This window comes from Rhizobium sp. CG5, from assembly GCF_023701945.1.
Taxonomy (GTDB): domain Bacteria; phylum Pseudomonadota; class Alphaproteobacteria; order Rhizobiales; family Rhizobiaceae; genus Allorhizobium.
Genome location: NZ_JABAEF010000015.1, coordinates 88,058 through 110,129 on the forward strand (window position 1 = coordinate 88,058; position 22,072 = coordinate 110,129).

At 60.1% G+C, this 22,072-nt stretch carries 23 protein-coding genes; 20 read left to right on the top strand and 3 right to left on the bottom strand.

Annotation, left to right across the window (positions count from 1 at the left end; genetic code table 11):
- The first annotated feature begins 1 nt into the window (after position 1).
- From HGO38_RS22180 to HGO38_RS22195, 4 genes are read left to right on the top strand one after another with little or no spacing between them, the layout of a single operon-like run.
- A complete protein-coding gene (locus tag HGO38_RS22180; RefSeq protein WP_081344225.1) occupies positions 2–1,054 on the top strand; it encodes a FecCD family ABC transporter permease in 1,053 nt (350 codons plus the stop codon).
- Complete coding sequence (locus tag HGO38_RS22185; RefSeq protein ID WP_250958069.1) at positions 1,051–1,809, top strand: ABC transporter ATP-binding protein; 759 nt, start codon at positions 1,051–1,053, stop codon at positions 1,807–1,809. The genes HGO38_RS22180 and HGO38_RS22185 overlap by 4 nt, the downstream gene beginning before the upstream one ends.
- A complete protein-coding gene (locus HGO38_RS22190; protein ID WP_156629846.1) occupies positions 1,806–3,116 on the top strand; it encodes a hypothetical protein in 1,311 nt (436 codons plus the stop codon). The genes HGO38_RS22185 and HGO38_RS22190 overlap by 4 nt, the downstream gene beginning before the upstream one ends.
- The gene (locus HGO38_RS22195) at positions 3,109–3,618 is read left to right on the top strand and encodes a hypothetical protein (protein ID WP_070149862.1); all 510 of its coding nucleotides are present in this window, start codon (positions 3,109–3,111) and stop codon (positions 3,616–3,618) included. Before HGO38_RS22190 ends, HGO38_RS22195 begins: the two co-directional genes overlap by 8 nt.
- A 223-nt stretch (positions 3,619–3,841) precedes the next feature.
- On the opposite strand, the gene HGO38_RS22200 is transcribed toward HGO38_RS22195, so the two are convergent.
- Positions 3,842–4,789 (bottom strand): LysR family transcriptional regulator, encoded by a 948-nt coding sequence (locus HGO38_RS22200; protein WP_070167286.1) that lies wholly within the window; start codon positions 4,787–4,789, stop codon positions 3,842–3,844.
- Between the two features lie 82 nt (positions 4,790–4,871).
- Between HGO38_RS22200 and HGO38_RS22205 the strand changes: the two genes are divergently transcribed.
- Genes HGO38_RS22205 through HGO38_RS22250 form a run of 10 tightly spaced genes read left to right on the top strand, consistent with a single transcriptional unit; the run spans position 4,872 to position 12,616 of the window.
- Positions 4,872–5,969, top strand: a complete 1,098-nt coding sequence (locus HGO38_RS22205; RefSeq protein WP_070149864.1) for an ABC transporter substrate-binding protein — start codon at positions 4,872–4,874, stop codon at positions 5,967–5,969.
- Complete coding sequence (locus HGO38_RS22210) at positions 5,966–7,018, top strand: FecCD family ABC transporter permease (RefSeq protein WP_070149865.1); 1,053 nt, start codon at positions 5,966–5,968, stop codon at positions 7,016–7,018. Before HGO38_RS22205 ends, HGO38_RS22210 begins: the two co-directional genes overlap by 4 nt.
- Positions 7,015–7,767 (top strand): ABC transporter ATP-binding protein, encoded by a 753-nt coding sequence (locus tag HGO38_RS22215; RefSeq protein ID WP_070149866.1) that lies wholly within the window; start codon positions 7,015–7,017, stop codon positions 7,765–7,767. Before HGO38_RS22210 ends, HGO38_RS22215 begins: the two co-directional genes overlap by 4 nt.
- A 20-nt stretch (positions 7,768–7,787) precedes the next feature.
- On the top strand, positions 7,788–8,303 hold the full coding sequence (locus HGO38_RS22220) for a hypothetical protein (protein WP_062553577.1): 516 nt from the start codon (positions 7,788–7,790) through the stop codon (positions 8,301–8,303).
- Positions 8,278–8,757, top strand: a complete 480-nt coding sequence (phnG, locus tag HGO38_RS22225; RefSeq protein WP_070149867.1) for a phosphonate C-P lyase system protein PhnG — start codon at positions 8,278–8,280, stop codon at positions 8,755–8,757. Before HGO38_RS22220 ends, phnG begins: the two co-directional genes overlap by 26 nt.
- Positions 8,754–9,329 carry a phosphonate C-P lyase system protein PhnH gene (gene phnH / locus HGO38_RS22230; protein ID WP_070149868.1) on the top strand — a complete coding sequence of 192 codons (576 nt, stop codon included), beginning with the start codon at positions 8,754–8,756 and terminating at the stop codon, positions 9,327–9,329. Before phnG ends, phnH begins: the two co-directional genes overlap by 4 nt.
- A complete protein-coding gene (locus tag HGO38_RS22235; protein WP_070149869.1) occupies positions 9,313–10,374 on the top strand; it encodes a carbon-phosphorus lyase complex subunit PhnI in 1,062 nt (353 codons plus the stop codon). Before phnH ends, HGO38_RS22235 begins: the two co-directional genes overlap by 17 nt.
- Positions 10,367–11,212, top strand: coding sequence for an alpha-D-ribose 1-methylphosphonate 5-phosphate C-P-lyase PhnJ (locus HGO38_RS22240; RefSeq protein ID WP_062553581.1), 846 nt, complete (start codon positions 10,367–10,369; stop codon positions 11,210–11,212). The genes HGO38_RS22235 and HGO38_RS22240 overlap by 8 nt, the downstream gene beginning before the upstream one ends.
- Positions 11,205–11,969 carry an ATP-binding cassette domain-containing protein gene (locus HGO38_RS22245; protein WP_070149958.1) on the top strand — a complete coding sequence of 255 codons (765 nt, stop codon included), beginning with the start codon at positions 11,205–11,207 and terminating at the stop codon, positions 11,967–11,969. The genes HGO38_RS22240 and HGO38_RS22245 overlap by 8 nt, the downstream gene beginning before the upstream one ends.
- Positions 11,970–11,977: 8 nt before the next feature.
- Complete coding sequence (locus HGO38_RS22250) at positions 11,978–12,616, top strand: ATP-binding cassette domain-containing protein (protein WP_070149870.1); 639 nt, start codon at positions 11,978–11,980, stop codon at positions 12,614–12,616.
- Positions 12,617–12,859: 243 nt separating this feature from the next.
- Here HGO38_RS22250 and HGO38_RS22255 read toward each other — a convergent pair whose 3' ends face one another.
- Complete coding sequence (locus tag HGO38_RS22255) at positions 12,860–13,774, bottom strand: LysR family transcriptional regulator (protein ID WP_071201483.1); 915 nt, start codon at positions 13,772–13,774, stop codon at positions 12,860–12,862.
- 123 nt (positions 13,775–13,897) lie between these two features.
- On the opposite strand from HGO38_RS22255, the gene HGO38_RS22260 reads away from it, so the two are divergent.
- The 4 genes from HGO38_RS22260 to pyk are packed head-to-tail and all read left to right on the top strand — an operon-like array spanning position 13,898 to position 19,037.
- Positions 13,898–15,199, top strand: a complete 1,302-nt coding sequence (locus HGO38_RS22260; protein ID WP_046802348.1) for an MFS transporter — start codon at positions 13,898–13,900, stop codon at positions 15,197–15,199.
- Between the two features lie 21 nt (positions 15,200–15,220).
- The gene (locus HGO38_RS22265) at positions 15,221–16,315 is read left to right on the top strand and encodes a tartrate dehydrogenase (protein WP_071207341.1); all 1,095 of its coding nucleotides are present in this window, start codon (positions 15,221–15,223) and stop codon (positions 16,313–16,315) included.
- Complete coding sequence (locus tag HGO38_RS22270) at positions 16,312–17,580, top strand: glycerate kinase type-2 family protein (protein WP_071201628.1); 1,269 nt, start codon at positions 16,312–16,314, stop codon at positions 17,578–17,580. Before HGO38_RS22265 ends, HGO38_RS22270 begins: the two co-directional genes overlap by 4 nt.
- 8 nt (positions 17,581–17,588) lie before the next feature.
- Positions 17,589–19,037 carry a pyruvate kinase gene (gene pyk, locus HGO38_RS22275; RefSeq protein ID WP_060720094.1) on the top strand — a complete coding sequence of 483 codons (1,449 nt, stop codon included), beginning with the start codon at positions 17,589–17,591 and terminating at the stop codon, positions 19,035–19,037.
- Here the strand turns inward: pyk and HGO38_RS22280 are convergent.
- Positions 19,023–19,766 (bottom strand): GntR family transcriptional regulator, encoded by a 744-nt coding sequence (locus HGO38_RS22280; RefSeq protein WP_156551357.1) that lies wholly within the window; start codon positions 19,764–19,766, stop codon positions 19,023–19,025. The two genes, pyk and HGO38_RS22280, sit on opposite strands and share 15 nt — an antisense overlap.
- A gap of 148 nt (positions 19,767–19,914) precedes the next feature.
- On the opposite strand from HGO38_RS22280, the gene HGO38_RS22285 reads away from it, so the two are divergent.
- Entirely contained in the window at positions 19,915–20,883 is a 969-nt protein-coding gene (locus HGO38_RS22285; RefSeq protein ID WP_060719965.1) for a tripartite tricarboxylate transporter substrate binding protein BugD, read from the top strand.
- 116 nt (positions 20,884–20,999) lie between these two features.
- A partial coding sequence (locus HGO38_RS22290; RefSeq protein WP_250958070.1) for a tartrate dehydrogenase occupies positions 21,000–22,072 on the top strand: 1,073 nt, incomplete at its 3' end.

The window sequence follows — 22,072 nt, forward strand, 5'->3', positions numbered from 1 at the left end:
GATGGCGATGGCGGCGACTGAGCGCGAGCGCCGAAGCCTGATCGGCTTCCGCATCGGCGCGTTTGGGCTCATGGTGCTGGCGCTGATCGCGGCCATGCTGTTTGCGATCGGTGCGGGGCGCTTTTCCGTCGACGTGGCGCGGATCGGCGAGATCCTGCTCGCGACGGCCCTCAACCCGAATGCCGCGCCGACGCAGATGGACGAGCGCATTGTGCTGCTCGTGCGTCTGCCGCGCGTATTGCTTGCGGCGCTGTCGGGTGCGGCCCTTGCCGTCGGCGGGGCGGCGCTGCAAGGCGTGTTCCGCAACCCGCTGGTCTCGCCGCAAGTGCTCGGCATCAGCCAGGGCGCGGCCTTTGGCGGGGCGCTTGCCATCCTGTTCGGCTATTCCGGCGTCGTCCTGCTCGGCATGGCCTTTACCCTCGGCCTGTCGGCACTGGTGCTGGTCGGCCTGCTCGCCCGCATCAACGGCCGCACCGAGGTGATCACGGTGATTCTGGCGGGTATGATCGTCGGGGCGCTGTTTGCTGCCCTGGTATCCGTCGTACAGTTCGTCGCCGATCCCAATACCTCCCTGCCCGCCATCGTCTACTGGCTTATGGGCTCGTTCTCGACTGCCACCTGGTCGCGGCTGTGGCTTGCCGTGCCGGGCATGGGCCTCGGCCTCTTCTCCGTCTGGCTGTTGCGTTACCGGCTCAACCTCTTGGCGCTAGAGGAGCAGGAAGCACGGTCGCTCGGCGTCAATCCCGACCGCGAGCGCTGGTACATCTTCATCGCGATTTCGCTGATGACCGGGACTTCGGTGGCAGTGGCCGGCATTGTCGGCTGGATCGGCCTTGTCGTGCCGCACGCCGCGCGCATTTTCGTTGGCGAGGACCATCGCGCACTGATCCCGGCCTCGGCGCTTCTGGGCGCGGCCTATCTCACCTTCATCGACACGATGGCGCGGACACTGACGGCAGCTGAAATTCCGCTCGGCGTCCTGACCGCGCTGGTCGGCGCCCCGGTCTTCGCCTACCTGCTGCGTCGCCACTTCAGGGAGACCAATCGCACATGATCGGGCTTGACGACGCTTCCGTGTCCTTCGGCACGCGCACGCTGTTTTCCGGTATCAGCTTCACCGTGCCGATCGGTCGGTCGATGGCGGTGCTTGGCCCCAATGGCCGCGGCAAGACCACGCTGCTGCGCGCCCTGCTCGGCTTCCAGCCGCTGGCGAAAGGCCGCCGCACCGCGCCGAAAATTGCAGGCTACGTGCCGCAGCACGGCGCCTCCCAGGCCAAGCTCTCCGGCTTGGACGTGGTGATCATGGGCCGCGCAGCCAGGCTCGGCCTGTTCGGCCAGCCCTCGGGAGACGATCGCGCGGCGGCCGAGGCGGCTCTGGACGAGGTCGGCGCCGGCCATCTGGCTGAGTTTCGCTACGACCGCATGTCCGGCGGCCAGAGGCAGATGGTGCCGATCGCGCGCGCCATCGCCACCGGATCACCAGCTCTCGTCTTCGACGAGCCGACATCGGCGCTCGACCTCGGCAACCAGTCGCGCACCCTGGAGCTCCTGAACACGCTCAGGCTTCGCCGCGACAAGGCGATCCTGTTCACCACCCACGACCCCAATCATGCGCTGGCGGCGGCCGATGATGTGTTGCTGATGATGCCCGGCGGCCGTGAAACGCACGGCACCGTCGCCGAGATGATCCAGCCCGAACTTCTCTCCGAACTCTACGGCGTGTCGATGCGCTGGGTCGAGGTGACCGGACCGACGGGCGAGACACGCCGGGCGATCCTGCCGGCCTTCGCCGGAATAGAGGCCGCATGAGTGCGATCTATCTGAAATCGACCTATGAGGCCCCGTCCGAGGTGGTGAAGGCGGCGGCGGCCAAGGGAACTGTGACGATCATCGAGCAGTCGGCGCTTAATGCCGACATGCTTCTGGCTCACAAGGGCCTGATCACCGACAACCAGCTCGACCAGAACGCCATGGTGCTGATGCGCGAGGCGCTCGCTGCCTTCCTCGACGCCGGCGGCCGCTGGTTCTTCAATGGCCACATGGTGCGGCCACTGGTCGCCGGCATGGCCCAGTACCGGCCGATCGAGGCGCCAAAACGCACCGATTTGGATTTGTCCTCGGTCAATCCCCATCCGTTGTTCTCCGGCATCGACCTTTTAAAGCTTGAGACAAACAAGGGCGTGGCGGGCTTTTACGGCCGGGGCTGCAATCCGCTGCCCGAAGGTGCTGTGGCGGTCAATGGTCTGGGTCCGGCGCAGGTGCCGGTCGACTGGGTCTGGGTGCGACCAAGGGGCGGGCGGATATTTTCACATGCGGGCAATGATCTCGGCTCGCTGGGGCTAGAATGGAACCTTTCAGGCGAACTGACGCGGCGCATCATCGAATGGACGCTCGGCAGCCCGTGCTTTGACCCGTGGCCCTCAGCGCCGTCGTCGCCGGCCGCTGATCTGCCGCTCGCCATATCCGAAGCCTATGGCGGCATGCGCCTGTCGAGCCGGCAGGAACGGCGTATCGTTGCGCCATCGTCCGGGACCTATTACCACATCCGCAGTCTTGGAGGACCGCGCTATACTTCGATCTTCGACGTCATCTGCACGCCCGAACAGCTTGCCGGGATCCTGCGTCCCAGCGACATTCTGTGGGTTCCGTGCCGCACGCCGGCGCAACGCATGATCGCCCAGAAGGAAGCGGTTGCCCGCCATCTTGCGGCCGGCGGGACTGTGGTGGCGCTCGGCGAGAGCCGCTCCGACCTCTGGTTGCCGCATGTCGAGTTCACCGGCACGCCGACGAACTGGTGGTGGTGGCTCGACCCGTCCGCCGATCTCGGCGTGCGCGTGACCAAGGCCGCGGCCCGCCATCCGCTGATGGCCGGCATCGGCGACAGGCAGGCGACCTGGCACCTGCACGGCTGGTTCGTCCCGCCGGACGGGGCCACGGTGCTGGCCCGTGACGGCGAAGGCCGGGCGATCCTCTACGAGGACAGGGTCTCGACGCCCGGGACGATGATCCTCTCCTCGCTCGATCCGATGTTCCACCACGGCTCCCACTTCATGCCGGCCACGACCCTTTTCCTCGACCGCTTCGTTCCCAACCTGAAAGCCTTCGCAGATGTCTAATGCCATTACCGTGCTCGACAACGGCCACCCGATCAGCTTCACCTTCGACGGCATCAACGCCTATCACGGCGGCGGTTTTCCCGGCGGCGTCGCGCATGCGCTCAAAGCCATGCAGGCGGCGTTTCCGCTGCTGTCCGACACACCGCTGGAACGGCGCGAGGTGACGATCGTGACCGCCTTTTCCGGACCTGGCGGCCGCGACGCGCTGGAAATGGTGACCCGGGCGCTGACCGAGGGACAGCTGACTGTCGACAAGTCGATCGGCGGCAAGGACATCATCACCGATCCGCCCGGACCTTACGTATTCCGCTTCAGCTATCGCGGCCGCACCGCCGAAGCGGTGATCAAGCCGGGACATGTGAAGGAGGAGTTCGTCACGCTGGGCGCCAAGAAGGACAAGACGCCAGATGAGATCGCCCGCCATGAAGAGCTGAAGGCGGAAATGGCTTACCGCCTGCTGCCTATCCCTGCACATGAAGTGTATGGCGTCGGGATCCTTTGATCCAGACCTGACCGAAGATCCAACATATCGGGTGTGAAGAGCTGCAGTCAAAATTTGTAAGCTTCGCCTGAATACTGTTCTGCATTGACCGTCGGGACAAGGCGTTCGCCAAATGGTCGCCGGCGAGCGTCCTTTGGTCGCTCGATGAACCAACTTGCTTATAGTGAAGTTGTTTAAGTTCAATATTGCGTGACTGGATGGCTTCACATGGGTTCGAATTGGTTCAAGACCTGACGGATCGCTGGCCTTCCTTTAGAAGGATGGCAAGCTCCTTAGCAAAGCTCTCAAGATCTACCGGATATGGCGAACTACGCCGCCAAAGAGCGAAGATTTGCCTACGAACGGGCTTTCCCTTAATTTCTGCCAACGCAAATTGCGTCCCGTTGATGGATTGCCCACACGCGATGGACGGAACTAGGCAAGAGTATCCCTGCTCCCTGACGAGGCGTATTCGGGTTTCGATGCTAAGCCCGTAAGAGCGCAAGATCGGTCCATTCGAGCGGTCGGCAAACCGTAGAGTGGAATCCTCCGTGCTCATGGGAAAGTCGTCTTCGCTCAAGGGCAATAGATCGAGTTTGGCGAGATCAGCTGGTTCGATCTGATCACGTTGGATGACCGGATTGTCCACGCTGGTGAGGAGGTGAAACGGCTCGTTGAGAAGCTCGACCTGTTGGAACGCCTCATCGAGTACAGGGCACGCCGTGATCACGAGATCGATCTCGCCTTCTTTAAGTCGCCGGCTGAGGCCTTCGTGCTTCCCTTCCATGAACGCGAGTTCAAGACGCGGATAGCGCTTGTGAACGAACCCGACCGTTTGAGGAATGAGGAATGGGCCGACTGTCGAGATCATCCCGACGCGGAGGCGCCCGCCGAATGCCCCCGTCCTTCGGCTGGTCTCATGACCCAGCGCAGCAACTTGCTGGAGGAGCATGCCGATACGCCGAAGGATGTCGCCACCGGCGTCAGTCGGAGTGACCTTGCGGGCGCCGCGCTCGAATACAGTTGTGCCCAACACTGTCTCGGCTTTGCGCACTTGATGCGATAGCCCTGAGGCGCTGATACCCATCTCCTCGGCAGCCGCGCGAAAACCTCCGCACCGATGCACGGCCAAAACCAACATCAGATCACGGATGGAAAGGGAGGCAAGTCTGTTCGATATTTCTTCTCGCATTGTCCGATTTGTTCGACTTGATAAGACGCTTCTCCCTATATACGAAAAACATGACTGCAACACTCATATTCTGAGGTGCCTGATGTTTTCGAAGTTTCTTCTCTCCTCCGCAGCAATGATTCTGGCTCTGGCGCCGGCGCCCTTGCTTGCGGACCCCATCACATTCAAGGATGTGACTGGCGCTGAAGTCACTCTTCCGAAGCCCGCGACGCGTATCGTAACGTTGCCGCAGCCGGGTGCTGCGACAGTGATCGCGGTTGATGGGACGTCGGAACATCTCGTCGGCATGAACCCCGGCTCACGCAAAGCATTCGAAACCGGCCTACTCAAGAAGATGTTTCCAGATGCCGCGTCCATTGAAAGCGGTATCGTCGCGGAGGGCGGCAATGGCTGGATGCCGAATGTCGAAGCAATCGCGGCGCTCAGGCCCGATCTCGTCATCCAATGGGGCGGTCGAGGAGACGAACTCGTGGCGCCACTGCGGAACGCCGGTATTCCGGTCGCGCTGATGGTCGGAGGCGGCAATGGCGGTACGGAAGAGCTCGCCCGCGAAAACATCAGCCTCGTGGCAAACATTCTTGGCAAACCGGAAAAGGCGAGGGCTCTGTTTGCGTGGCGTGACGAAGTCATTGCAGACGTCAAATCCACGCTTGCGGCACACCCAGCGGAACGCAAGCCGAAGATCCTTCACCTGCGCTCCTCCAAAGGCAAATTCACTGCGACGGGGGAAAAGAGCTACCAGAACTTCTTCATCACGCTGGTTGACGGCGACAATGTTGGCAAGGGCCTGGGTGTTCAGGCAGAAGTCAACGCAGAACAAATTGCAGCGTGGAACCCCGACCTTATCATGCTGACAGCTGCGGAAACTGACGCCGGACGCGAAACGATACTCGAGAACGAAGTTTTGTCGCAGACTACCGCCGCCAAGACCGGGCGTGTCTACAAGACACCGAATGGTGGATATGTATGGGATAGCGCCAGCCACGAAAGCCCGTTTACCTGGATGTGGCTTGCAAACCTTGCTCATCCGAACCTCTTCCATTTCGATCTGCGCGCCGAGGTGAAAAAGGGATTTGAACGGCTCTACAACTATTCTCCTACGGAAGACGAAATCGACGCTGTCTTGAAGCTCGATCTCAACGCCAGCGCTTCGAACTATCAACAGTTCGCTCGCAAATGACACTGGCCCCTGCCGGAACCGATCATCCGGATCAGTCGACCGCACGCGCGGTCATACATTGGTCGGCATTGCTCTTGCTTCTTGTAGTGGCGATCGTTGTCTCGGCATCAGTTGGCCGGTTCAGCATACCGCTTGCTGATGTCCTGAACATCGCGGCTCGTTGGCTTTCTGGCGCGCTTGCGCCAGAAACTATGGAGGAGCGCATTCTCATCAACGTTCGTGTGCCACGCATCTTGCTGGCGGCGATCGTTGGTGCAGGACTTGCTCTATGCGGTGCAGCACTTCAGGCTCTGTTCCGCAATCCACTCGTGTCGCCGCGTGTGCTAGGTGTTTCATCGGGGGCGGCGCTCGGTGGGGCGCTGACGCTGCTGGTCGGCGGTGGCGCTACCGTGTTGTTTGCCGCTACCTTCAGCTCGGCTCTTTTCGCGCTTGTGCTGGTTGCGGTCATCTCACGTGTAGCAGGGCGCACGATCCTTTCGATCGTGCTGGCAGGTATCGTCATTGATGCGTTGTTTTCAGCGATGATCTCGCTGACGCAATACGTGGCTGATCCGGAAACTTCGCTTCCTGCGATCGTCTTCTGGCTGATGGGCAGTTTCTCATCGGCAAGCTGGAGGAAGGTCGGCGAACATGGCCCGGTGATCCTGCTTGCCATCATCATTCTTTATCGTTTGCGCTTTCGGATTGCGGTCCTGTCGATGGGTGACGAAGAAGCGCGTTCATTCGGTGTGAATGTCGGCTTTTCGCGTTGGCTCGTCTTTTCCGTAATCTCGGTGATCATTGGCGGTTCTGTAGCCGTGGCCGGTGTCATCGGTTGGGTGGGGCTCGTCATTCCGCACGCGGCGCGCCTCCTTGTCGGGGAAGGGCATCGGCGCTTTCATGGCACGGCCGCATTGCTTGGGGCGAGTTTTATGGTGGTGATCGACACGCTTGCACGAGCAATTATCAGCGCCGAGCTGCCGCTTGGCATTCTTACGGCTGTCATTGGTGCACCGGTCTTCATCTACCTCCTCTGCACAAGGCAGGCGCGGATTGGGGCGACCCAATGATCGCACTCTCAAATGCAGGAATGAGGCGGGGTCAGCGCTGGATTTTTCGCGATGTCAGCTTTGATCTGCCGCATGGTGAGGTGTTGGCGATCCTGGGCTGTAATGGCCGCGGTAAAACCACGCTTCTGCGCACCTTGCTAGGATCCCTGGAGCTGAGTGAAGGCACCCGAACGATGCCTGCCGTTGTCGGTTATGTACCGCAGTCACAAGGTGGCGGAGATCAGCATCGTTGCCTTGACATCGTGATGATGGGGCGAGCCGGGCGCCTGGGGCTCTTCGGGCTGCCGGGAAAGGCTGACGAGATCGCTGCCTTGTCCGCGTTGGCCACAGTCGGCGCCTCTCAATTTGCAGGACGCTCTTTCGGTCACCTTTCCGGCGGCGAGCGACAGATCGTCCTGCTTGCGCGGGCATTGGCGACAGAGGCCAAAGTTCTCGTGCTCGATGAACCCGCAGCTTCCCTTGATCTTGCCAATCAAAACCTGCTGCTCGGTGTCCTGATGCGGCTGAGGCAGGCTCGCAGCCACACGATCGTTTTCACCACCCATCATCCACAGCATGGTTTGATCCTCGCCGATCGGGCTTTGATGATGCATGCCGGAGACGAGGTTCTCTATGGCCCCACGGCCGACATGATGACGGATGGCGAGCTCGCCCGCCTCTACGGGGTGCCTTTCGTGCGGCACACCGGCGCTGTTGGCCGACCTGATATCGTTTCCCCGATCTTTGGGGCAACCGTCTTTTCATCCTAAACCAAGAACAGGAGCCTACATTGGACACGATTACCTATCTTGAGAATGGCGAAGCCTTCACCGTGAGCTTTGCCGAACTCCTCAAATACCATGGTCCCGGTTTTCCCGGTGGCGTTGCGCACGGCCTCAAGGTCATGCAGCGGGCGTTTCCGCTACTGGATGAAGGACGTCCCGTCGAACGGCGTGAAATCCGTATCGATACGGCGTTTCCGGGTCCTGGTGGACGTGATGCCTTCGAATTTGTTACCAGAGGGCTGACCGACGGTCGGTACGTGGTCGACCGTTCGCTGGGTTGGGACGGCATCGAGGAAAGCCCGAAGGGACGGTATTATTTCCGTTTTACATACCGCGGTACGGTAGTCGAGGTTACGATCCGCCCAGGTCATGTGCGGCCCGAATTCCTTGAGCTTGCTCGCAAGGAAAATCGCACCGCCGACGATGAAGTGCGCCTTGCCGCACTGAAGCGCGAAATGGGCGATCGCCTCGTTCCGCTCGCTCCGGAAGATGTTTATGACGCCAAAGTCAGCCGCGCCTGATCCCGATTGCGTCCAGAGCGAGCGTCGCCATTGGATGGCTGTGCTCGCCCGCGCGCCCATTGATCTGCTGCGGGCATCTTTTGAAGACTGTCCGCAGTGCGCTGATGTACGTCGGCTTGTGGGGCCAGAGATTGGTCTGATCCAGCTGCGTGCGAAAACACCCGTGACGAAAACCGCATTTCATCTCGGCGAAGCGACCGTATCGCGCTGCGTTGTAGAGCTGGCCGGTCGGCGTGGTTATGGCGTGGTCCTGGGCAGCGATCTTGAAAGGGCTGAGCTTGTGGCGGTTTTCGATGCGCTGCTCCAGGATCCTCAGATGTATGGCGAACTCAGGCCGAAATTGCTGCAGCCGGCCGAGTCCGCCATCTCGGTGAGCCGGCAGCGCCGGGCAAATACGGCTCAAGCGACAGCGGCACATTTTTTCACTGCCGCGCGAGGGGGTAAAACGCCGTGAAAATTGCGATCGATCAGCGTGGACCCCAGAAAGCTTACGAGGACCGAAAGGCCTATCGAAACCTCCTTCAGGCATTCGCCTATCCGGGCAAGATGATGAGTGTGCGCGGAGGACACCTCGCCCATGCCGCTATCCTCATGACACTCGCGGATACGACGACGCCGGTCTGGATTGATGAAGGCTTCGCCGAAATCAAGGCGAATGCGACCAAGGCACAGTTGCCGAGTGCGAGTCGGGTAAACTGTGTTTTCGCACTCTGTAGCGGAGAACGCTTTAACGGCTTCGATGGCTTTCCCGTCGGAACGCTTGTCGACCCGCACCTTTCCACGACCATGCTCATAGAAGTCGTTTCACTCACCGGTGGTGAGCCATGGCGGCTTGCTGGCCCGGGAGTAGGGCCAAACGGCGCTAGCCTGGCGCCGATTGGATTGCCGAAAATGTTTCCTGCCGCATGGGCGCAGAATAACGCGCTCTACCCGCTCGGAATCGATGTGATCTTTACGGCGGGTGAACTGTGCGCATGTCTCCCCCGAAGCGTCAGATTGGAGATCGCCGATGTATGTGCCGGCTAAGGGGGGAGAAGTTGCCATTGCCAGGAGCCTCGAAGCCTTAGCGCGTGCCCGGCGTGGCGATCCCGATGTGCCGGAATTGACCGTCGCCCAGATAAGGGAGCAGATGCGGGGTGCAGTGGACCGGGTGATGACGGAAGGCGCCCTTTACGATCGAGACCTCGCGGCTCTCGCTCTGAAGCAGGCGCAAGGCGATCTGTCGGAGGCGACCTTCCTATTGCGGGCTCACCGCGCCACGCTTCGGCGCATGGGCCATTGCGAGCCCATAGAATTCACGGATATTTGCCTCGATCGGCATATCTCCGCGACCACGAAAGAGCTCGCCGGCGGCCAGATCCTTGGAGCGACCTACGACTACACCCATAGGCTTCTCGATTTTTCCTTGCTAGAGGCGCGCTCCTGCGCTGATCGCGCGGTGGTTGACGATGAGTTGCAGGATGAAAGAGGTTTCGTCCAAGATTCTGCCGCGCTAGCACTGCATACATCACCCTATCAGGACTTGCTTGTTTCCCCAGACTGCGAGCCGAGCGGGAACCGGGATTATGAACCAGTCGATATCACTCGTGTCCCGGTCCGCCCGCCTTACGGACCATCCGAGACGCTCGGCCATCTGGTTCGTGGAGAAGAGGGGTTTCTGACTGGTCTTGCCTACACACGGCTGCGCACTGCCGGCGCGTCCCATCCCTATGTGGAAGAGCTGTCGGCAGGTCAGGTTGAGATCCTGGTCGAGCTGGAGGATCTGGGGCTTACCGTTTCGATCGGGGATATAGACATCACTATCTGCCGTATGGTGGCGCCGGTTCTGGACGGCAAGCAATCCCATCTCTCGCCAGGCTTCGGTGTTGCGTTCGGGACGAACGAGAGGAAAGCTGTCGCTATGGCCACCGTGGATCAGGCACTGAAAGCAGGGCTTGATCCTGAGCTGGTGCTTTCCCATAGCGACGGCGTGGAAGCAGCCGGCTACGTATCGCACCTTAAATTGCCTCACTATTCCGACTTTCAATCCGATCTGGAGCTGATCCGGCGTGCGAGGTCTACGCATGAATGAAACGTTCGGCTACCTCGATGAGGACAGCAAAAGATCTGTGAGACGAACAATCCTGAAGGCCCTGGCCATCCCGGGCTATCAGGTGCCGTTCGTCGCACCGGAAATGCCGATAGCCTACGGTTGGGGGGTAGGGGGCATGGTGGTCACGGCAAGCCTGATCAATGAGGAGGACTTGCTGAAGGTTACCGACCATGGCTCAGACGACACGGTGAATGCGGTCAACATTCGGTCCTTCTTCACGAGGACGGCTTTCGTAACCACCACGACCCGCACGCCTGAGGCAACACTCATACAGGTCCGCCAGCGTGTCCCCGAGGCAAAGCTCCAGGAGGGGCAGATCGTCGTTTATCAGGTGCCGAGACCAGACCCTTTGCGCGCCTTCGTCAACTCGGCCAAGGAGGCCTCTCGCATGCACGCACACGCGGATTACGGCCGTGTGTACGCTCGGCTGTTCGAGGAAAGAACCGGTAGTCGTGGTGCAGTCCAGCCAGGGTATGACTACCCGGTTATGGTCGAAGGGCGATATTTGATGTCTCCGTCACCGATACCGAAGCGAGATAACGCTAGTCTCCACCGTTCGCCGGCAATTCAGATATTCGGCGCGGCGCGAGAGCGTCGGCTCTATGCATTGCCACCCTACACCCATGTCGAAAGCCTTGCATTCGACGATATACCTTTTGACCCCGGCTATCCTGATGACGGACGGCAGTGTGTCATTTGCGGATGCGCAACCAGTCATCTCGACCACCTTCTCCAGAAGGATGATGGGACAAGCGAATGGGTATGCTCCGATACCGAATGTTGCGAACAAAGATCAAAGGAGGTTGCCGGTGCTTAGGCTACCTTCTCCCGTCCTGACGCTTGGTCGCGTTTCATATGATAGGCGGATTGCGCCGGACACGTCGTTCGTCCTCTATCCTGGAGAGGTGCTTTGTCTCGTCGGGAAATCCGGAGCGGGAAAGTCGACGCTGCTGCGCATGGCGGGCGGGCTTTTGCGTCCGCACGAGGGGAGGGTGCTACACCAATCCGCCGATGGCCCGATCTCGATCTATGAGCTTCCCGAGCAGGCTTTGGTTTCACAGCGACGTCGGAACGTCGGGATAGTCGCTCAGAATGCTCGTGACACCCTCGATATGGCACAAAGTGCCGCCGCGAACATCGTTCAGCCTCTGTTCGACAATGGCGAGCGCAATTTTGGCCGAGCGATGGCGTCAGCGCAGCACTGGTTCGCTGCACTCGATCTCGATGTCGCAAGGATGGGCGACCTGCCGAGTTTGTTTTCCGGTGGCATGCAGCAGCGCTTGCAGATTGCGCGAGCGCTGGTCCACGGACCGAAGGTTCTCTGTCTGGACGAGCCGACGACTGGTTTGGATACCTCGGTGCAGGTCCGTCTTCTTTCATTGCTTTCGGGGCTTCAGCGCCAAACGGGCGTCGCCATGTTGCTTGTGACACATGATCTCCGGATTGCCCGGCTGATCGCCCACCGCGTGATCGTGCTCGACGAAGGCAGGATCGTCGAGGAGGCTCCACCAGACCGGCTCATCGCTGATCCTTGTCATCCTGCGGCCCGCGACCTCGTCGCGGCAATGATTTGAGGACGGCTATGGACATCTTGCGTGTCGAGAACCTGGAAAAGGACTACGAAGCACGAGCCGTCGGTCCGGTGAGCTTTAGATTGAGGGCCGGTGAAATAGGATTGATCGTCGGCGGTTCAGGGTCGGGAAAATCGACGGTGCTCGATGTGCTGTATGGGACAAAAAGAGCGAGCCGAGGAAGTGCCTTCTTGTGTGTTGGTGACGGGCAGCGAGATCTCTTCGACATATCGGTCGCGGAACTCGTTTCAATTCGAAGCGTGGCCATTGGTTACTGTACCCAATTTTTGCCGGCGATCCCCGGAAAATTGGCAGCAGACCTCGCAAATGAAGCTGCTTGCGCAGAAACAAGTTCGGCCGATATCACCGAGCTGTTGGATCGATTGGCCTTGCCGCAACGACTCTGGACCCTGCCGGTGTCTTCATGGTCTGGCGGCGAGAAACAGCGCCTGAACATAGCGCTCGCTGCCCTTCGCAAGCCAAAACTAATTTTGCTCGACGAGCCATTCTCCGCGCTGGATGAAGCACTGCACCCTGTCGTTTGGTCGGTTCTATCGGCGTTGGCTGATGGTGGCTCCGCAATATTGCTTGGGGTCCATAAGGCAAGCTCCTCTACAGCAGGGGCAGAAACACTGGTTGTCCTTGATTGATCAGGCATGTCTTGTGAGTTTTCGACGGATTAGCCTGATTTCCGGCAATTGGGGAGCGGGCCCGATACAATTAGGGATCTTGCGCATCGACACGTTGAGAGTTGGGGCGCTGAAGTTTCTGTAGGTTGCGGTTCGAAAACTACGCGTCAAGGGTTCGATACCCTTCAAGAGCGAAGAGGAACCAGATGTTGGCGTCCGCCTCTCTATCGGGTGCAGACAGATGGAATGAAGAGGCGGGCGAGCCTACGCCTGCTCGGCATATCGGTCGATGTTTGTGTCGAGAAGTTCCAGCAACTGGTCGCGTCCGGGATCACGAACAGCTTTTGCCCAGGCTGCGGCAAGAGGCAGTTTCCGGAGTGAAATGCCGCCAACCGTCATGAGGGGAACGAAAGTCACCCCGAATACCGCGAGTTTCGCGGTCCAGCGGGGGACGATGGCGGATCCGATTCCTGCCGCAACGAGGTTGATAATCGTTTGTTTCTCGTCAGCAATCTGAGCGATGCGCGGGTGTAGTCCGGCGTCCTCGAAGAGTTTCATGGTCAGGTCATAGCTGTGGGGACGAGAGCGACGCTCTGGCACGATGAGGGGCTCCTCGCGCAGTTCATCGACGGAGATCCGCTCGCGGTTCGCGAGCGGATGCGTGACAGGCAGTGCAATAACGGGTGTTTCCTGCGTCAGGGTGCGAACGACCAGGTTCCGGTTCAGTCCGTCTCGAGGTCGAATAAAGACGATATCCAGACGCCCGGCAATCAGTTTTGGAATGAGACGTATCGACTTGTCTTCGACAAGTTGCGTGATGATCCCGGGGAATCGCTCCCGAAAATCATGCAGCAGCGGCGGTATAAGACCTGCTGCAGCGCTGTCTATCGCACCTATGCGGAGCACGGTCGCCTGCTGCGTTTTCCTTGATCGAAACTCTTCCGCAAGTGTCTGGAGACGATGAAGAAGGGGCCTCACCTCCTCTAGCAGGGCGACTCCATCTTCGGTCAAGGCGACACTTCGGGTTGTCCGGGACATGAGGCGAGTGCCGAGGGACTCCTCCAGCAGTCTTAAATGCCGTCCCAGCGATGCCGGTAATATTCCCATTTTCTGCGCAGCCCTACCGAAATGCAGTTCTTCGGCCGCAGCGACGAAGCATTTTAATTGTTCCAGTTCCATGACATGCCTTTATAACATTTAATTATATAATTAAAGCATTGTCGCTTGGGAGGAAAGTAAGAATTAACGTCTTTCCTGAAGGCGCAGGAGGTGCGCCCAACGGATCATTGGGAGGAGTTCGCTATGAACAGCGACCTGGAGACGCGCGTTCTGCGCAAAATCACTCTGCGCATCGTGCCATTTATCATGCTGCTCTATTTTGTAGCGTTCCTGGACCGGGTGAATATCGGTTTCGCCGCATTGACCATGAACGAGGATCTCGGCTTTTCCTCGACCGTCTTCGGTATCGGCGCAGGCATCTTCTTCGTCGGCTACTTCCTGTTCGAAGTTCCGTCCAACCTCATTCTCAACAAAGTCGGTGCGCGCATCTGGATTGCCCGCGTCATGATCACCTGGGGGATCGTGTCCGGCCTCATGGCGTTCGTACAGGGAACAACAAGTTTCTATGCGTTACGCTTCCTTCTCGGCGTTGCCGAGGCGGGCTTTTTCCCGGGGATTATCCTTTACCTGAGCTTCTGGTTTCCGGCTCGTCGACGTGCGGCAGTGACAGCGATTTTCATGGCCGCAGCCCCGCTTTCGACCGTCCTCGGTTCGCCGATCTCCGGAGCGCTCATGGAGATGCATGGTTTCCTCGGTCTTGCCGGCTGGCAGTGGATGTTCCTGATTGAAGCCGCTCCTGCGGTCATCCTCGGCGTCGTCGTCCTCTTTTACCTCACCGACCGTCCGGAAAAAGCCAAGTGGCTCTCGGAAGATGAGCGCAACTGGCTTGTGAAGACGATGAACGCTGAGCAGGCCGCAAAGGGCAAGGCCAGCCACAGCATTCTTGCAGGGCTCGCTGACATTCGGGTTATCGCGCTCGCCCTTGTCTATTTCGGTACGTCCGCCGGCCTTTACACCCTCGGCATCTGGGCGCCGCAGATCATCAAGGAGTTCGGCCTATCGTCCCTTCAGGTCGGCTTTATCAACGCGGTACCGGGCATTTTCGCAGTTGTTGCAATGGTTCTCTGGGCGCGTCATTCCGACAAGACCGGTGAACGGACCTGGCATGTGGTTGGCGCGTGTCTGCTTGCCGCCGTCGGGCTTGCCTTTGCCACGGGTGCGACAAGCGTCTTCACCGTCCTTATTGCGCTGACGCTGGTTAACATCGGCATCAGCTGCTCGAAGCCGCCGCTTTGGAGCATGCCCACGCTCTTCCTGTCAGGACCAGCGGCCGCAGCCGGTATCGCTACCATCAACTCGATCGGTAACCTGGGCGGCTTCGTTGGTCCCTCGATGATCGGCTGGATCAAAGACACTACGGGCAGCTTTGCGGGCGGGCTCTACTTCGTCGCCGGCTTGCTGGTCGTATCCGCGATCGTGACGCTCGTGTTGTCGCGTACCGCACCGGAAAACGGGGGCAAAGTCGCCCCGGTCCAACATCGTTAAATCTCAAAGTGGAGAAAAGACATGCGTGAATACAAGATTGCAGCGATCCCTGCGGATGGGATTGGTCCTGAGGTTATAGCTGCGGGTCTTCAGGTTCTGGAGGCGCTGGAACAGCGCAGCGGTGACTTCAAGATCCATACCGAAACCTTCGACTGGGGTTCGGACTATTACAAGAAGCACGGCGTGATGATGCCGGCCGACGGGCTGGACAAGCTGAAGAAATTCGATGCCATCTTCTTCGGTGCGGTCGGCGCCCCTGACGTTCCCGACCATATCACGCTCTGGGGCCTGCGCCTGCCGATCTGTCAGGGGTTCGACCAGTACGCCAATGTGCGCCCGACGAAGATCCTGCCCGGCATCACGCCGCCCTTGCGCAATTGCGGTCCAGGCGATCTCGACTGGGTCATCGTGCGGGAGAATTCCGAAGGCGAGTATTCCGGCCATGGCGGCCGCGCCCATAGGGGCCTTCCGGAAGAGGTCGGCACGGAAGTGGCGATCTTCACCCGCGTCGGCGTGACCCGCATTATGCGCTACGCCTTCAAGCTGGCCCAGGCGCGCCCGCGCAAACTGCTGACTGTCGTCACCAAGTCGAACGCCCAGCGCCATGGCATGGTGATGTGGGACGAGATCGCGGCCGAAGTGGCGACGGAGTTCCCGGATGTCACCTGGGACAAGATGCTGGTTGATGCAATGACGGTGCGCATGACGCTGAAGCCGGAGACGCTGGATACGATCGTGGCGACCAATCTGCATGCCGACATCCTGTCGGATCTGGCTGGTGCTCTCGCTGGCAGCCTCGGGGTTGCGCCGACGGCCAACATCGACCCGGAGCGCCGTTTCCCATCGATGTTTGAGCCGATCCACGGATCTGCCTTCGACATTACCGGCAAGGGTATCGCCAACCCGATCGCCACTTTCTGGACTGCCGCGCAGATGCTCGAGCATCTCGGTGAACGCGACGCCGCCGCACGGCTGATGGGCGCCGTCGAGCGCGTGACCGAAGCGGGTATCCTGACCCCTGACGTGGGTGGCACCGCCAACACCAGCCAAGTCACCGAAGCCGTATGCAACGCAATCGCAGGATCGAATATCTTGAAGATGGCCGCTGCAGAATGACCTGGAACGATGTGTCCGCTCGCCAGGTGCTGCGTCGAATTTTCGACGCAGCCGTTGCCAGCGCGGATCCGAAAATAGCTGTTGTCAACAACCTCCCAGAGCGTCCCAGAGGTCGCTGCGTTGTGGTGGGAGCGGGCAAGGCGTCGGCTGCGATGGCGGCTGCGGTCGACGCCGCCTGGCCCGATGTCGATCTCTCGGGCATCGTGGTCACTCGCTACGGCCACGCCGTTCCGGCGGGACGCATCGAAATCCTGGAGGCCTCCCACCCCGTCCCGGATGAGATGAGCATCAAGGCTGCAGAGAAGATTTTCGTTGCGGTTCAGGGCCTTGGTCCGGACGATCTCGTGGTGGCTCTCATCTCCGGCGGCGGTTCGTCATTGCTTGTATCGCCTGCGGGCAAGATGACTTTGGCCGACAAAAGGGCGGTCAATCAGGCACTGCTTGCCAGCGGTGCTACCATCTCCGAGATGAACACCGTCCGTAAGCATCTTTCCGCTATCAAGGGAGGCCGTCTGGCCCGCGCAGCACTGCCAGCAAAACTGGTGACACTGGTCATCTCCGACGTGCCGGGTGATGATCCATCGGAGATCGCCTCGGGTCCAACGGTCGCGGATCCGACCACCTTGGCAGACGCAGCAGCCATCGTCGCCCGCTACGGCATTGACCTGCCCGAGTCTGCGCGCGCAGTGCTGGTGCAAGGCAACGAGACGCCTAAGGCAGAGGGGGTCGCAGGCGAGATTCGGCTGGTTGCTGCCCCCTCGATAGCGCTCGATGCGGCCGCCGCGGCTGCGCTAGATGCCGGCTTGTGTCCACTTATCCTCGGAGATGCCCTGGAAGGTGAGGCTCGCGAAATGGGGCGTGTCATGGCGGGCATCGCGCTGTCCGCGCGCGACAAGGGCCTGCCTATAGCAGCACCTGCCATCATCCTGTCCGGTGGTGAGGGCACTGTGTCCCTTGGTGGCATGACCGACGGGCGAGGTGGAAGAAATACGGAATTCCTTCTAAGCCTTGCGGTTGCCCTTAAGGGAGCTTCCGGCATCTGGGCCATCGCCGGTGATACTGATGGTATCGACGGTGTCGAGGATGCTGCCGGTGCGCTGGTCGCGCCGGACAGTCTTATCCGAATGCGCGATGCTGGTATCGATCCACGGGCGACCTTGTCTGCCCATGATAGTTACACGGCCTTCAAGGCCATCGGCGACCTGGTGGTCACAGGCCCAACGCTTACGAACGTCAACGACATCCGCGCAATTCTCATAGGTTAGGTTTGGACATGTTCATACGCAACAACCGGCGATCAAAGATCGTCGCGACGGTCGGACCGGCGTCAAGTTCGCCCGACATGCTTCGCTCACTGTTTCTCGCCGGTGTCGATACGTTCCGGCTGAATTTCAGCCATGGTGCCCGGGCCGATCACGCGGAAGTCTATAGGAACATCCGGGCTCTTGAGCAGGAGCATGATGCTGCTATCGCCGTGCTGCAGGATCTTCAGGGTCCGAAGATCCGGATCGGAGTTCTGGCACATGGCAGGCTCGATCTCGCACTTGGATCCACCATCGGATTTATCCTTGGCCGTGAGGGTGGTGAAGGAATGAACGATATTCCGCTACCTCATCGGGAAATCTTCGAGGTGGCGGTGCCCGGAATGGACCTCCTGATCGACGACGGTAGAATAAAAGTCCGGATCATGGAGGTGATGGACGGGCGGCTTGTTTGCGAGGTCCTCAATGGAGGCGCCTTGTCGAACCGCAAGGGTGTCAACGTGCCCGGCGCTGTCCTGGACATTTCCCCGCTCACGGCGAAAGATCGTGAGGACCTGGAATTCGGGCTCGAGCTTGGCGTCGACTGGGTCGCACTTTCTTTCGTTCAGCGGGCACGCGACATGATCGAAGCCCGGTCCCTCGTTGGAGACAGGGCTGGCCTCATTGCCAAGATCGAGAAGCCGTCTGCCCTCGATGACATCGAGGATATTGTCAGGCTTTCGGACAGCGTCATGGTTGCGCGAGGTGATCTCGGCGTGGAGATCCCGCCGGAGGACGTTCCGGGCAAGCAGAAGGAAATCATCCGTGCATGCCGGCTAGCGGCCAAGCCCGTGATTGTCGCCACACAGATGCTCGACTCGATGGTGAGTTCGCCAACGCCGACGCGCGCTGAAGCCTCGGACGTTGCCGGTGCCATCTATGATGGGGCAGATGCCGTCATGCTTTCCGCCGAGACCGCAACAGGCGCCTACCCGGTGGAGGCGGTCGAAATTATGAACCGGATCATCGAGAAGACGGAGAAGCACAAGCACTACCGGCCGATCCTTGAGGCAACGGAACCCGATGTCGCTCAATCACCGCCGCATGCAGTTGCCACTGCAGCAGCCAACGTTGCCGTGGCTCTGGGATCGCCGGTTGTGGTGGCCTATACATCGAGCGGAACAACCGCGGCCAGAATTTCGCGTGCCAGACCGGCATTGCCAATTCTGGCTCTCACTCCGTCCGAACAAGTCGCGCGCCGGCTCAACATGTTCTGGGGGGTTGTCGGCGTGCGATCACAAGATGTCCACACCTATGAGGCGTCGCTGATTCATGCGCAACAGGCGGTGCAGGAAGCAAAGCTGGCAAGTCCCTCCGATCACATTGTCATCGTGGCGGGATTTCCATTTGCGCAACAGGGCAGCACCAACAATCTCCGCGTCGTTCAGATCGCCGCAACCGACAACCTAGAGATTGCGTAGATTGTATCGAGCAATAAGGGGGATCAATGCGTCATGAGCATGTTTGCGGTGCAGCCGTGCGGCGCGGCTCGCCGCATCCCCATCACCCTGCTCGATTGCTTCTATGATTTCCGCATGCTCACCGGCCGAGTGCAGCGGCAAGGGCCGTAGGTTGAGGGTGAACATGCGGGCGCGATGCAATTGATCGGCGACGGTCCCCGCCATCCGCATGAGGCGGCTGTTTCCGCTCTCTATTACGAGAGTCTGATGAAAATCCTCGTCGGCCACAGCCCATCGTGGAAGGTCGTTGTCGGCCAATGCCTCAATCATCCGCTTTGTGGCGGCCTTCAGAAGCTGGATGACGGGCGCGCGTTCCTCCATCGGCAGCCGGGCGAGCCGTGCCGCCGCGGCACCCTCGAGCGCGGTGATGACTTCGTAGATTTCTTCGATGTCCGCGGGAGACAGGGCGCAGATGATGATGCCCTTCTTGGGAAGTATCCGGACCAGTCCGTCTTCCTGCAGTCGCGCCATGGCTTCGTGCACCGGGGTTCGGCTCATGCCGAGCTGACGCGCAATTTCAATTTCTGCGGCTTGGTACCCGGGGGGAAACGCATTGGAGCGTATCGCCTCCTTGATGGCGAGATAGGCGGCAGAAACCCGACCCGAACCGTTGATGTCGGAGTTTGCTGAATTCTGTTCTGTGGCCGGATCGCGTGGCGCGGCTCCGGGAATGTCGATCGTCCTGATCATGAACTGCCTGTCGTTGTTTCAAGGCTCGTTATAGCCGCTCTCCTGGAGCTTGACAAACGGGCGCGCATCAATAAATGTAAGCTTGCATGCAAGATAGCATGGAAAAGGATGTGGAGGCATCCTTCGCGATCTCAGGGAGGAAAGCGCGATGAAAAAGGTACTGTTGTCCCTCACAGGTGTCCTGTTTGCCATGTCCAGCCATATGGTGCTGGCGCAGGAGAACTATCCTGATCGACCCATCACAATCGTGGTGCCTGCAGCGGCAGGTGGACCGAGTGACACCGTGGCGCGCCTGGTGGCGCAGTCGATGTCCACGACCCTTGGCCAGCAGGTGCTGATCGAAAACATGGGCGGCGCTGGCGGCTCGCTTGGTGCCGCAACAGTGGCGCAGGCGGACCCCGATGGCTACCGGTTGCTGCTCTACCATATCGGGGTGGCCACTTTCGCTGCGCTCTACCCGAACCTGACCTACAAGCCGATCGAAGACTTTTCGAGCGTCGGGCTGATTACCGAGGTCCCGATGACGGTCGTCGGCAGGAAGGACTTCGAGCCGAAGACGTTCACCGATCTCCTCTCCTATGTGAAGGCAAACGGGCCTGCCGTCACCTTCGGGACCGCCGGCACGGGTGCCGTTTCCGATCTCTGCGGCAGGTTGCTGCAGGACGCGCTCGGCACCAAGATCACTCTGGTCCCTTACAAGGGCATGGGCCCCGCAATGACCGATCTCATTGGAGGTCGCATCGATCTCGCCTGCGACCAGACGACCAACACCACGACCCAGATCAAGGCCGGTGAGGTTCATCCCTATGCGGTGACAACGAAGGCGCGGATTGGCGTGCTGCCAGATCTTCCGACTGTGGAAGAGAGCGGCCTGCAAGGGTTCGAGCTCAGTGCCTGGCATGCGCTCTGGGCACCCAAGGAAACGCCTGAAGCCATCCGCAGCAAGCTTGCGGAAGCGTTGCGCGCCGCACTCAAGGATCCGGTCGTGATCGAGCGTTTTGCGAGCCTTGGAACCGCACCGGTATCGGAAGATCTGGCGACACCGGCGGCGCTTGACCAGAAGTTCGCGTCTGAAGTCGAGCGACTGACGAAGCTGATCAGCGAAAGCGGCAAGTAACCTCGGTTTGGTCGGCGGCTGAGAATAAGCCGCCGATCCATCATTCGTCATGGCCACGGGCCATGCGTCCGGCGCTTGACCCTGAGCGCTAGCCCTTGAACAGGAGCGAACTTCCCATGCGTGAATACAAGATTGCAGCGATCCCTGCGGATGGGATTGGTCCTGAGGTTATAGCTGCGGGTCTTCAGGTTCTGGAGGCGCTGGAACAGCGCAGCGGCGACTTCAAGATCCATACCGAAACCTTCGACTGGGGTTCGGACTATTACAAGAAGCACGGCGTGATGATGCCGGCCGACGGGCTGGACACGCTGAAGAAGTTCGATGCGATCTTCTTCGGTGCGGTCGGCGCCCCTGACGTTCCCGACCATATCACGCTCTGGGGCCTGCGCCTGCCGATCTGCCAGGGGTTCGACCAGTACGCCAATGTGCGCCCGACGAAGATCCTGCCCGGCATCACGCCGCCCTTGCGCAATTGCGGTCCAGGCGATCTCGACTGGGTCATCGTGCGGGAGAATTCCGAAGGCGAGTATTCCGGCCATGGCGGCCGCGCCCATAGGGGCCTTCCGGAAGAGGTCGGCACGGAAGTGGCGATCTTCACCCGCGTCGGCGTGACCCGCATTATGCGCTACGCCTTCAAGCTGGCCCAGGCGCGCCCGCGCAAACTGCTGACTGTCGTCACCAAGTCGAACGCCCAGCGCCATGGCATGGTGATGTGGGACGAGATCGCGGCCGAAGTGGCGACGGAGTTCCCGGATGTCACCTGGGACAAGATGCTGGTTGATGCAATGACGGTGCGCATGACGCTGAAGCCGGAGACGCTGGATACGATAGTGGCGACCAATCTGCATGCCGACATCCTGTCGGATCTGGCTGGTGCTCTCGCTGGCAGCCTCGGGGTTGCGCCGACGGCCAACATCGACCCGGAGCGCCGTTTCCCATCAATGTTTGAGCCGATCCACGGATCTGCCTTCGACATTACCGGCAAGGGTATCGCCAACCCGATCGCCACTTTCTGGACTGCCGCGCAGATGCTCGAGCATCTCGGTGAACGCGACGCCGCCGCACGGCTGATGAGCGCCGTCGAGCGCGTGACCGAAGCGGGTATCCTGACCCCTGACGTGGGTGGCACCGCCAACACCAGCCAAGTCACCGAAGCCGTATGCAACGCAATCGCAGGATCGAATATCAT